Raw genomic sequence first — 10,666 nt, 5'->3', positions numbered from 1 at the left:
CTGCCGCGCTATCTCGAGTTGTATGCCCAGCAGATCGCATTGTTTACGCGCACGTTTGACGGCATCGACGCGGTACTCGCGAATTTCGATGCGCGTGCCCTGCCATGGGGCATCGTCACCAACAAACCCGAGCGCCTCGCGCGCAGTGTCGTCGCGGAACTCGGCCTCGCCGCGCGTAGTGCGGCTCTGGTCGGCGGCGACACGCTCGCCAAACGCAAGCCCGATCCCGAGCCGCTGCTGCATGCGGCGCAGTTGGCGAACGTCGATGCGACGCGCAGCGTCTACGTCGGCGACGACGCGCGCGATATCGAGGCCGGCCGCGCCGCCGGGATGCGCACCGTCGCGGCGGGCTGGGGCTATCTCGATGGAGAGGATCCCCGCGATTGGGGCGCGGACATCGTCGTTGCCCGACCGCAGGATCTGATTCCCGCGCTCGGCCTGGATTGAACTCGCCATGTCGGACGCGCAAGCCGGCGCCTTCGCCAGTTTCGAGGAGAAATGGCTGGCGGCGAATCCCGAACAGGCCACCGTCGCGCTGTTCCTCGCGCCCGATGCGCGCCTGCGTTCGGCCGCGTTCGGCAGTCTGATCCACGAACTCGAACAGGCCGCGTTCGGCCTGCGCGAGGCGCACGTCGCCGAAGTGAAACTCCAGTGGTGGCGACAGGAACTGCTCGCTGCCGCGTCCGGATCGCCACGCCATCCGCTCAGCGCCGTGCTGTTCGCCGATCCGCAAACGGCGAAGGGCGATGTGGCGGATTGGGTGGCGCTGTGCGACGGCGCACTCGCTGTTCGCCATGCCGGCGCCGCCTCCGATATGGAATCGTTGCTGTCGGATTATTCGGCACTGTACGCGCCCATTGCACGGATCGAAGCGGCACTGTTCGACGCGTCAGCCGCGGCGACTACGGCGACGGCGAAGTTGTGGACGATCTCGCATCTGCTGCTCGCGCTGCGCCACTTGGCCGATGCGCCCGAACGCTTGCCCGTGCCGCTCGACCTGCTGGCACGACATGAGTTGACGCGTGCGGCGCTGGCCGAATCGGCACCGGAACGCAGCGAACTGGCGCGCGATTTTCTCGGCCGGCTTGCGGCCGTGCTGCAAAGCGCGCTGGCTGAGGCGCCGCGTGTGCCACTGGCCAGGCGCGTGCGCGCGCGACTTGATCTTGCGCTGATGCAAAGTGCCGTGTGCGCCGACGATCCGCTGCGCGCCGTGATGGCGCAGCCCGGTGCCGCGCGCTGGAAGGCATTGTGGTGGTCGTGGCGCGAGGCGCGCGCATCGGCGCAAAAATAGCGAATTGCGGTTTCTCGTCATTTCCTGCGGGATGACAAGTCCGTCAGTGTCGATTTCGCGGATTTTCCGCGGTCACGGCGCCTTCGCGAAATCGCTCGACTTGGGCAGCAGGGCGGGGTCAATCGGCACGTCGAACCAGTTCGCGGCCCAGTGCACATGCGGACCAGTCGCGCGCCCGGTGGCGCCCGCGAGGCCGACGATATCGCCCTGTTTCACCTTCTGCCCGGCCTTCACATCGATGCGGCTCATGTGGATCGTGGTCGTGCTGACGCCGTGGCCGTGGTCGAGCACGACAATGCCGCCGTTGAGGACCATGCCCATCTCGGCGAGCGTGACCACGCCCGGCGCGGTCGCGCGGATCGGCGTGCCGTTCGGCACGGCGAAGTCGAGGCCGAAGTGCGGCGCCATCGGCTTGCCGTTGTCGATGCGCTGGCGGCCCCACAGTCCGCTGACGCGGGCATTCTCGACCGGATCGAAGAAGCCCTGCTCGAAGTCCTCGCGTGCATCGTTGCGGTGGCGCGTTTCGGCAACGCGTGCGCGTTCGCGCTCGATGCGCTTCATCAGCTCGGGATTCGGCGTGACCGTGTGCGGTGGCAGGCCGTTGACGTGTTCGGTCTCGTACTCGCGTTTGGCGATCTTGAGCACGACGTCGTTGGCTTTTCCGTTCGAATAGCGGATATGCAGTTTTTCCTCGGCCGGCGCGTCGCGGCCGAGACCGAAGACGAACACGCCATCGTCGCCGATGAGCACGCGCCGTCCGGCGAATTCGATCTTTGCGCCTTTCGGCGCATGGCCGACGACGAGCTGGCCTTGCTGCAGTTGATCGGGCAGTTGCAGGTCGCGGTCGGCGGCGTGGACGGAAAAGACTGCGAAGGCGAGGCCGACGGCCGGAAACACACACTTCATCGATCGAACTCCAGGCGTTTGCCCAATTGCGTGTCGTCGAGCCTGCCTTCGTGCCAGGCGAGATGGCCGTTGACGAAGGTGGCGGCGATCGTCGAACGGAATGTCGTACCTTCGAACGGCGACCAGCCGCATTTCGACAACGTCTCTTCGCGCGTGACCGTATGCGGCAGGTTGGCATCGATCAGCACGAAGTCTGCCCAATAGCCTTCGCGGATGTAACCGCGCTCGTGCACGTTGTACAACCGTGCCGGCGCATGCGCGGTCTTTTCCACGATCAACTCGAGCGGCAGTTGATCGTCGAACCAGCGCTCGAGCGCACATTGCAGCACCGACTGCACGAGCGGCAGGCCGGACGGCGCCTTCTCGTAGCCCTGCTGTTTTTCTTCCCAGGTGTGCGGTGCATGGTCGGTGGCGAGAATGTCGATGCGGCCGTCGTTGATCGCGCGGATGATCGCGGCGCGGTCGGACGGCAATTTCACTGCCGGATTGCACTTGATCAGGTTGCCCTTGGCCGCGTAATCCTCGCTGCTGAACTGCAGGAAATGCACGCAGGTCTCGGCGGTGATGCGCTTGCCGTCAGACGGACCAGGCGCGAACAGTTCAAGCTCTTCGGCGGTGGTGACGTGCAGCACGTGCAGGCGCGAGTCGTGGCGGCGCGCAAGCTCCATCGCGAGGCGCGTCGACTTGATGCAGGCCTCGCGCGAGCGGATGAACGGATGTTCCGCGATCGGGATCGCGTCGCCGTATTTCACCCGCGCCGCGGCGAGATTGGCGTCGATCGTCGGCGTGTCCTCGCAGTGCGTTGCGATCAGGGTCGGCGCGTCGCGGAAGATCGCATCGAGCGTTGCCGGATTGTCGACGAGCATGTTGCCGGTCGAGGCGCCCATGAAGATCTTGATGCCGCAGGCAGCGCGCGGATCGAGGCGCTGGATTTCCTCGAGGTTGTCGTTGGTCGCGCCAAGATAGAACGCGTGGTTGGCCAGCGATCTTTTCGCGGCGCGCGCATACTTGTCTTCGAGCGCTTCGCGATTCGTCGTCGTCGGCTTCGAATTCGGCATTTCCATGAAACTGGTGACGCCGCCGGCGACCGCGGCGCGCGATTCGGTGAAGAAATCGCCCTTGTGTTCGAGCCCCGGTTCGCGGAAATGCACCTGGTCGTCGATCATGCCGGGCAGCAGCAGGCGGCCGCGTGCATCGAACACGCGCTCGTTCGCCTGCGCGGCGAGCTGGCTGCCGACGGCCTCGATGCGCCCGTTGCGCACGCGCACGTCGCCGGGGAAGCGACGGCCGTCGTTGACGATGTCGGCGTTGACGATCAGGACATCACTCATGGCACAGCGACTCGTTCAGCGGTTGCGACGGAGTGTAAAGGTTTGCGGTACCTCGTCGATACCGCCTTCGCTGAACGGCTGGCAGCGCAGGATGCGCCAGATCGCGAGCAGGCCGCCGCGCGTCGCGCCGAAACGCGCGACCGCGACGCGCGCGTATTCCGAGCAGTTCGGATGGAAGCGGCAGCGTGAGCCGAGCAGCGGGCTCAGCAGGCGTTGGTACAGTCCAATGAGAGTTAGCAACAGTCGGGCCATCACGAATCTTCGATTGCCGCGTCGATCAAGGCGCAGCGCAGCACGGGTAATGGTTGCCGTGCGGGGGCGATTGGGCTATAACACGCGACCGCCGGGCGACAATGGTGAAGGATTATGGCGACATCGAAGCGTAAACCTGCAAGTCCCGCCAAGAAGAAGGCAGGGAAGGCCAAGGCCGGCGTTGCGAAAAAGCCGGCGCCGAAGAAGGCTGCGGTCAAGAAGCCGGCGAAGGCGGCAAAGAAGCCCGTGGCGGCGAAAAAGGCCCCGGCCAAGGCTTTGCGCGCGAAAACCGTCGTCAAACCGCAACGTCCGGTCAAGAAACTTGTCGCGGTGAAGAAGCCGGCAGCCAAGAAACCCGTCGCAAAACCCGTGCGTCCGGCCAAGCCGGCGCCAGCGCATTCGTCCAAACCGGCGGTCGCGAAAAAAGCGGCTCCCCCGAAACAAACAGCTTCCACGAAAGGCAACATGTCCGCAGTAGCACCCATTCCAGATACCGTCACGCGCGAAGATGGACGTTACGCGCTCCCCAGCAACGTCGTCATCGACCTTCCGGCCAACTATCGCCCCTCGCCGAAAGAGGAGTACATGGGGCCGCGCCATCTCGCCTATTTCCGCGCGAAGCTGCAGAAGTGGCGCGAGGATCTCGTCGAGGAATCCAAGCAGACCATCGACAACCTGCGCGACGAAGTGCGCGACGTCGGCGACGAGGCCGAGCGCGCCACGCGCGAGACCGAGAACTCGCTCGAACTGCGCACGCGCGACCGCTACCGCAAGCTGATCGGCAAGATCGACAAGGCGCTCAAGCGCATCGAGGAAGGCCGCTACGGCTATTGCGAGGAGACCGACGAGGAAATCGGCATCGATCGCCTCGACGCGCGTCCGATCGCGACCTTGTCGCTCGATGCGCAGGAGCGCTGGGAGCATCGTCAGAAGCAGATGGGCGATTGAGGATCTCCTCGTCGTCTGCCTGCTTCCGCATCGACGCCGTCGTCATCGCGACGACGGCGGCAGGGTAGGCCGCACTCCGCTCGGGAATGAACGTCGATGGATGCGTTCAATTACCTCTCTGTCCTCATCTCGATCATTCTTGGCCTGGCCATCACCCAGATATTGAAGGGGGTGCGCGGGGTGGTGCTTTCGCGCGCTCGCGTCATTCCGTATTGGCCGACCTTCGTTTTCGCCGGTTTCCTGTTTATCGTAGCCATGCAGGGGTGGTGGGCGTTGTTCGAACTGCGCCAGGTGCGGACGTGGACCTTTCCGATGTTCGCCCTCGTGGTCACGCAGACGACGTCGCTGTATCTGCTTGCTGCGCTCGTTCTGCCGGATTTTTTCGGCGAACAGATCATCGACCTGCGCAAGCATTATTTCGCGCATCGGCGAATATTTTTTTCCCTGATCGTCGTCACTCTGCTCATCAGCCTGGCGAAACCGTTTTTCTTTGAGGGCCATTTGCCCAACGACCTGGCCGATGTCGCCTTCCATCTCGGCTGGATTGCGCTGGCGATCGTCGCTGCGGTCACCAAGCGAGAGTGGTTCCACAAGGCAATGAGCGTGGCGAGCGCGTTGACGTTCCTGGTCTATATCGCGCTGCTGTTCATGCGCCTGCGTTGACCGAGCGCGCCCGACCGCAGATTCAGGCGTTGTCGACCGCCGATTGCGCGTAATGCTTGATCGTCTGCAGCATCGCCGCGAGGCCGTTACTGCGCGTCGGCGAAAGGTGCTTGGCGAGGCCGATCGTTTCGATGTAGCGCGGCTCGGTATCGAGGATTTCCTGCGCGCTGCGGCCGGAATAGACGCGCAGCAGCAAGGCGATAAGTCCCGAAACGATGGCCGAATCGCTGATGGCCTGGAAATCCAGGCGCTGCCTGTCGCCGCTGGCGACCAGCCAGACCTGCGACTGGCAACCCTGCACCTTGTGCTCCTCGGTCTTCAGCGCGTCGGGAAACGGAGGCAGCTTGCGGCCGAGGTCGATCAGGTACTGGTAGCGCTCGGTCCAGTCGCCGAAGAAGGCGAACTCCTCGGCGATCGCTTCCTGCGCGGCTTGCGCGCTGGTTTCGGCCGGCAGGCGGATATCGGGCTGGGCGGTCACGATCGCCTCCTCACGCCGCCACGGTGGCGGCGCTGGTGCGTTTCCAGCGCGGACCCTGCGGCGTGTCCTCGACGACAATGCCAAGCTCGAGCAGTTCCGCGCGCAAGCGATCGGCTTCGGCGAAATTCTTCGCCTTCTTCGCCGCTTGGCGCGCGTCGACGAGTTGCTGCACATGCGCTTCGTCGAGAGAGGAATCCTGCGTTGCGCCTTGGAACCAGACTTCCGGATCGACCTGCAGCAGGCCGAGGAACGCGCCTGCGCCAAGCAGTGCCGACTTCGCTTCGCGTTGCGTCTGCGGGTCGCCGGCCTTGCGTGCCGCATCGGCAAGGCGCGACAGCACTGCCAGCGCCTCGGGCGTGTTGAGGTCGTCGTGGAGCGCGGCGAGGAATTCTTCCGGCAACTCGTCGGCGGGAGCAGCCGGCACCGCGGCGAGATCGCGCAGCGTCGTGTACAGCCCGTCGAGCGTGCGCTGCGCCTGTTCGAGCGCCGCCGCGGACCAGTCCAGCGGCTGGCGGTAGTGTGCCTTCATCAGCATGTAGCGCAGCAGGTCGGACGGATATTTCTCGAGCAACTGGTGCAGCACCATCGTGTTGCCGAGCGACTTCGACATCTTGCGTCCTTCGACGCTGAGCATGCCGTTGTGCAGCCAGTAGCGCGCGAAGATCTTGCCGCCGTGCGCGCAGGTCGACTGCGCGACTTCGTTCTCGTGGTGCGGAAACAGCAGGTCGTTGCCGCCGGCGTGGATGTCGATCGTCTCGCCAAGGTGCGCCTCGCTCATCGCCGAGCATTCGATGTGCCAGCCCGGGCGGCCGCGGCCCCAGGGGCTGTCCCAGCCGGGCAGGTCGGGCGTCGACGGTTTCCACAGCACGAAGTCGGCCGGGTTCTTCTTGTATGGCGCGACTTCGACGCGTGCGCCGGCGATCATCTCGTCGGTCGAGCGGCCGGACAGTTCGCCGTAAGCCGGGAACGAGGCGACATCGAACAGCGCGTGACCCTCGGCCGCGTAGGCGTGGCCGTCCGCGATCAGGCGCTCGATCATCGCGATGATCTGCGGGATGTGCTGAGTCGCATGCGGCTCGATGTCCGGTGCGTCGACGCCAAGTCTTGCCATGTCGGCGCGGAAATCGGCGGCGTAGCGGTCAGTGATCGTCGCGATCGGCACGCCCGCGGTGGCCGCGGCCGTGTTGATCTTGTCGTCGACGTCGGTGATGTTGCGCGCGTAGACGAGCTTGGGATATTCGCGGCGCAGCAGGCGCGCGAGCAGGCCGAACAGCACGTACGGACGCGCGTTGCCGATATGCACGTAGTTGTAGACCGTTGGCCCGCAGACGTACATGGTCACGCGTTGCGGATCGAGCGGAACGAAGTCCTCGACACGGCGGGTCAGGGAGTTGTGCAGGCGCAGTTTCATCCTTGGATTGTAGCGCAACGGCCTCGCATTCAGGTTCGAAAATCCGGCTAAACCCTTGGCCGGACGCCGTTTCACGGCGATTTTCCTTAGTCCGCATTCAGCCTGTGCATGCTGTAATGTCGACCAGTTCAACGCAGTTCGCGCGAACGCCGGGGGGAACCGGCGCCGCACATCCGCTGCGGTTGCGCAGGTTCGTCACCGCGGGCGCGAGTGTCGGACTGCGCTGTTTGGAGTCGCCACAAGATGAAGCTATCCGGCATTCTCATCGCGAGCATGCTGCTGTCTGCGGGTTTCTGCCATGCGCAGGACCGCACATCCGCGCACCCGCCGCCGATCGCCGCGGAATCGACCCGCTATGGCTGGGCCGACGTATTGCGCGTGGACCCGGTCTACGAAGCGATACCCGATGCCACGCCGTCGGGCGATGACGCCGCCGCGCCGCCGCGGGTCGATTGCAACGACCAGGCACCGCCTCCGCCGCCGCACGACAACGACCTGACCGACAACCGCGCGGCCGGTACCGTGATCGGCGCGCTGATCGGCGGCGTCATCGGGCATGCCTTCGGCGGTGGCAACGGCAACAAGGTGGCGACCGCGGGCGGTGCGGTCGCCGGCGGTGTCGCCGGCAATCGCATTGCCGCGGCGCAGGACGAGAAGATCAACGCCCAGCAGCAGGCCGATGCCGAACGCGATGCGGTCAGCGCCTCGTTGCGCGACTGCCGCGAGCAGCAGCGCGGCACCGTGCGCAATACCGCGCAGCCCGAGCGACGCATCGTCGGCTACGACGTTGAATACCGCTACAAGGGCGAAATTTACATGGCGCGCTTGCCGTTCGACCCGGGCGACCGCATGCGCGTGAAAATCACTGTCGTTCCGGTCGAGTAGGCCGGGTTCCCGGCAAGAAAGGTTGCAAGCGGAGCGGGCGGCCATTATCATGCGCGGCTCGCTGTCGCAGCGCATCCATCGCGCTATCCCGGACAGACGGCGAGGCATCCAAGTCGGGGTGTAGCTCAGCCTGGTAGAGCGCTACTTTCGGGAGGTAGAAGTCGGAGGTTCGAATCCTCTCACCCCGACCACGTCATTTATGCTCGCCTCCATGCGCGCAAAGAAAAGATCGGCATCCTTGCCGGACTTGTCAAAAAGCCATCGCGTGCGGTGGCTTTTTTCATTTTTACCCCTGCCTCTGATCCTTATGTCGCTGCCGAGGAGAATTTCATGACCAGCGCGCCTGCCATTACCGTCTCCAGCCTCGATCTGGAACGCTTGAACGATCTCGTCGACTCGGGCAAGTACGCCAGTGTCCCTGGGATGGATGCGTTGCGCAGGGAGCTGGATCGCGCCAAGGTCGTCGAACCGAGCGAGGTTCCGCCGAACGTGGTGACGATGAATTCCGTCGTGCGCTGCCTCGACGAGGCGAACAATGCCGGCTACGAACTCTCCCTAGTCTACCCGCACGCGGCGGGAGTGCCTGGATCGGTGTCCGTTCTCGCACCGGTAGGCAGCGCGCTGCTCGGGCTTTCCGTGGGCCAATCGATTGCCTGGCAGGTTCCAGGTGGGCGCACGCTGAATCTCAAGGTGCTCGAAATCGTTCGTCAGCCGGAGGCGATGGGCGAATACCATCGCTAGAATCCGGCGATCCGATTGTGACCGCGTCGAACGAAAAACGCCCGGCAAGCCGGGCGTTTTCCTTTCCGCGTTACACGGTGTCGTGAACGCTTACTGGCAAGCCTTGCCATGCGCTGCGTGCGCACCGGCCTTCTCAGCGTCAGCCGCGCTCATGTACGAGCCCTGCTTGGTCTTGCCGTACCACTCGTCGCCTTGGCAGTGATAGACCTTCGACTCGGAGTTGACCCAGACGAGGCCCGCGCCGCCACCGGGTTTGGCCACGATGTCCTTGGCCGGAGTCGGCGGCGTGTGCTTGCCTTTCGTTTCTTCCTTGGCCGCTGTCGCAGCGGTAGCCGCCGTGGCAGCGGGAGCCGCTGCTGCAGGAGCGGTTGCCGCGGGCGTCGCTGCCGCTGCAGCTGCCGTGCCGGCAGTCGCCGTGTCCGCATCCTTCTTCTTGTGATGCTTCTTCGTCGTCTTGTCGTCGGTCGCAGCCGTATCCGCGCTCTTCGCGTCGGTCTTGGTGTCGCTCTTCGCTGCCGTCTTGTCCAACCACTCCTTGACGCCCTGATGGCCGCGGCACGCGCCCTTGTGCGTGGCGCCGTCGAAATACGTACCGTCCTTGCACAGTGCGGTGTGACCCGCCGAGTCCTGCGCATAGACGCCCTGGCACAGCAGCGCTCCGATACCGATTGCCACCGAACCCAACAACGTTTTCATTGCCGTCTCCATTGATTGGTGAGATGCGCGCGGGTGAATTTCCGCATCGCGCGGTGCGGAGAATGACAGGCCGCTTTCCCCTGTCAATCGTCGCCCAGAATGTCGTTCAGGAAGTTTCCGAGCCACGTTCAGTTAGCACCTCGGGGCGTTAATTTTTACCTAAATTCGCGTAAGAAATTGCCGATTTTTCGCCTCGCGGGACTTGGGCGGCAGGGTGTTTTTCGGCAAAACGCGCGATAAACGAACTTCCGCGCTCAACGTCGCTCGCCGAGATCGACCGTTTGCCAGCCGTAGCGGTCGAAGATCACAAGTCCTGGCTGCGCCTTGGCGAGTCTGGCAAAGCCTACATCCGGCTTGGCGGAAACAGGCAGGCGCAGCTCGGTCGCCCAGGCGTTGCCTTCGTCGCGCCACTCGGCCGTGGCAACGACGCGATCGCTGCGTGCGTCGACCACATCGCAACGTCGCGACGGCGCGACCGGGAAATGCCATGCGGCTGACGTATCAGGTGCGGCGCCGAGCAGGATCGACACGCGATCGTTACCATGCTGATTCTGTTTGGCCACACTCAGTTCGAAGACGCCATCCTCGCGCAAGCGTGCGCGCAGCGGATGTTCGTCGCGCGATGCAACCGCGGCTTCGTCGTAAGTCTCGCGAGACGATGCGTAAGCGAGGAAGCGCTTGCCGCTCAGAGCCATTTGCGTGCGATGGCAGGCGATGGCGGCGCACTTGGTGTCACGCTGCGAGTCGCTCAGTTCGACGACACGCGGAACAACCGGGCGGGCGACACCGTGCACCTGATATTTAAGTCGTCGTGCTGCGTGACTGTCCTCGAGCAAGGCGAGCCGCAGCGCGATATGCGCCGCGCTGTGATCGGGATGGCGGTCAACGAGTGCGGGAAACGCGATATGAGTCGGTTCGAATGCGGCGATCCGCGCACGCAGCGGGGTGACAAGCTGCTCCGCATCGCGCATCAGCAGCGAGGTCAGCGCCGCGTCGGGGAGACCGTGGAACTCGCGCGCATCCGCGGCGACGCCGAGCAGATCGAGTGCTGCCTGCGCCTCCGC

General features: G+C 64.6%; 13 protein-coding genes, 1 tRNA gene and 1 pseudogene. 7 read left to right on the top strand and 8 right to left on the bottom strand.

The features are described from left to right. Window positions 1-447: HAD-IA family hydrolase (locus VF497_RS01065; RefSeq protein WP_330885392.1), on the top strand; the 447-nt coding region annotated here is incomplete at its 5' end. A 7-nt stretch (window positions 448-454) separates the two neighbouring features. Then, complete coding sequence (locus VF497_RS01060; RefSeq protein ID WP_330885390.1) at window positions 455-1,291, top strand: hypothetical protein; 837 nt, start codon at window positions 455-457, stop codon at window positions 1,289-1,291. A 72-nt stretch (window positions 1,292-1,363) separates the two neighbouring features. On the opposite strand, the gene VF497_RS01055 is transcribed toward VF497_RS01060, so the two are convergent. From VF497_RS01055 to VF497_RS01040, 4 genes are read right to left on the bottom strand one after another with little or no spacing between them, the layout of a single operon-like run. Further along, complete coding sequence (locus VF497_RS01055; protein ID WP_330885389.1) at window positions 1,364-2,197, bottom strand: M23 family metallopeptidase; 834 nt, start codon at window positions 2,195-2,197, stop codon at window positions 1,364-1,366. After that, window positions 2,194-3,528, bottom strand: coding sequence for a dihydroorotase (locus VF497_RS01050; RefSeq protein WP_330885387.1), 1,335 nt, complete (start codon window positions 3,526-3,528; stop codon window positions 2,194-2,196). The genes VF497_RS01055 and VF497_RS01050 overlap by 4 nt, the downstream gene beginning before the upstream one ends. A gap of 15 nt (window positions 3,529-3,543) precedes the next feature. Further along, a complete protein-coding gene (yidD, locus tag VF497_RS01045) occupies window positions 3,544-3,780 on the bottom strand; it encodes a membrane protein insertion efficiency factor YidD (protein WP_330885385.1) in 237 nt (78 codons plus the stop codon). Beyond that, complete coding sequence (locus VF497_RS01040) at window positions 3,780-4,247, bottom strand: hypothetical protein (RefSeq protein WP_330885383.1); 468 nt, start codon at window positions 4,245-4,247, stop codon at window positions 3,780-3,782. The genes yidD and VF497_RS01040 overlap by 1 nt, the downstream gene beginning before the upstream one ends. A 79-nt stretch (window positions 4,248-4,326) precedes the next feature. Between VF497_RS01040 and dksA the strand changes: the two are divergent. Next, a pseudogene (gene dksA, locus VF497_RS01035) lies at window positions 4,327-4,728 on the top strand (RNA polymerase-binding protein DksA); the annotation flags it as partial. A gap of 96 nt (window positions 4,729-4,824) precedes the next feature. Next, a complete protein-coding gene (locus VF497_RS01030) occupies window positions 4,825-5,391 on the top strand; it encodes a hypothetical protein (RefSeq protein ID WP_330885379.1) in 567 nt (188 codons plus the stop codon). Between the two features lie 22 nt (window positions 5,392-5,413). Here the strand turns inward: VF497_RS01030 and VF497_RS01025 are convergent, their stop codons facing one another. Next, window positions 5,414-5,869: a SufE family protein gene (locus VF497_RS01025; RefSeq protein WP_330885377.1), complete on the bottom strand. Its 456-nt coding sequence runs from the start codon at window positions 5,867-5,869 to the stop codon at window positions 5,414-5,416. Between the two features lie 10 nt (window positions 5,870-5,879). Continuing rightward, on the bottom strand, window positions 5,880-7,280 hold the full coding sequence (gene cysS / locus VF497_RS01020) for a cysteine--tRNA ligase (protein WP_330885375.1): 1,401 nt from the start codon (window positions 7,278-7,280) through the stop codon (window positions 5,880-5,882). Window positions 7,281-7,523: 243 nt separating this feature from the next. On the opposite strand from cysS, the gene VF497_RS01015 reads away from it, so the two are divergent. The 3 genes from VF497_RS01015 (at window position 7,524) to rnk (ending at window position 8,906) form a co-directional block, all read left to right on the top strand. Continuing rightward, a complete protein-coding gene (locus tag VF497_RS01015) occupies window positions 7,524-8,165 on the top strand; it encodes a glycine zipper 2TM domain-containing protein (protein ID WP_330885373.1) in 642 nt (213 codons plus the stop codon). 114 nt (window positions 8,166-8,279) lie between these two features. Continuing rightward, a tRNA-Pro gene (locus tag VF497_RS01010) sits at window positions 8,280-8,356 on the top strand. 139 nt (window positions 8,357-8,495) lie between these two features. Beyond that, complete coding sequence (gene rnk, locus VF497_RS01005; protein ID WP_330885371.1) at window positions 8,496-8,906, top strand: nucleoside diphosphate kinase regulator; 411 nt, start codon at window positions 8,496-8,498, stop codon at window positions 8,904-8,906. Between the two features lie 90 nt (window positions 8,907-8,996). Here rnk and VF497_RS01000 read toward each other — a convergent pair whose 3' ends face one another. Beyond that, entirely contained in the window at window positions 8,997-9,602 is a 606-nt protein-coding gene (locus VF497_RS01000; protein WP_330885369.1) for a hypothetical protein, read from the bottom strand. A gap of 254 nt (window positions 9,603-9,856) precedes the next feature. Continuing rightward, window positions 9,857-10,666 (bottom strand): PIG-L family deacetylase (locus tag VF497_RS00995; RefSeq protein WP_330885367.1); only part of this gene is annotated, 810 nt, incomplete at its 5' end.

The organism is Rudaea sp., assembly GCF_036383415.1.
Lineage (GTDB): Bacteria > Pseudomonadota > Gammaproteobacteria > Xanthomonadales > Rhodanobacteraceae > Rudaea.
The sequence above is the reverse complement of the archived record's forward strand: the minus strand, read 5'-3'. Positions and strand labels throughout refer to the sequence as shown.

Coding starts and splice junctions, on each gene's coding strand:
- VF497_RS01060 (WP_330885390.1), top strand. CDS start 455: ATGTCGGACGCGCAAGCCGGCGCCTTCGCCAGTTTCGAGGAGAAATGG.
- VF497_RS01055 (WP_330885389.1), bottom strand. CDS start 2,197: ATGAAGTGTGTGTTTCCGGCCGTCGGCCTCGCCTTCGCAGTCTTTTCC.
- VF497_RS01050 (WP_330885387.1), bottom strand. CDS start 3,528: ATGAGTGATGTCCTGATCGTCAACGCCGACATCGTCAACGACGGCCGT.
- yidD (WP_330885385.1), bottom strand. CDS start 3,780: ATGGCCCGACTGTTGCTAACTCTCATTGGACTGTACCAACGCCTGCTG.
- VF497_RS01040 (WP_330885383.1), bottom strand. CDS start 4,247: ATGTTGCCTTTCGTGGAAGCTGTTTGTTTCGGGGGAGCCGCTTTTTTC.
- VF497_RS01030 (WP_330885379.1), top strand. CDS start 4,825: ATGGATGCGTTCAATTACCTCTCTGTCCTCATCTCGATCATTCTTGGC.
- cysS (WP_330885375.1), bottom strand. CDS start 7,280: ATGAAACTGCGCCTGCACAACTCCCTGACCCGCCGTGTCGAGGACTTC.
- VF497_RS01015 (WP_330885373.1), top strand. CDS start 7,524: ATGAAGCTATCCGGCATTCTCATCGCGAGCATGCTGCTGTCTGCGGGT.
- rnk (WP_330885371.1), top strand. CDS start 8,496: ATGACCAGCGCGCCTGCCATTACCGTCTCCAGCCTCGATCTGGAACGC.
- VF497_RS01000 (WP_330885369.1), bottom strand. CDS start 9,602: ATGAAAACGTTGTTGGGTTCGGTGGCAATCGGTATCGGAGCGCTGCTG.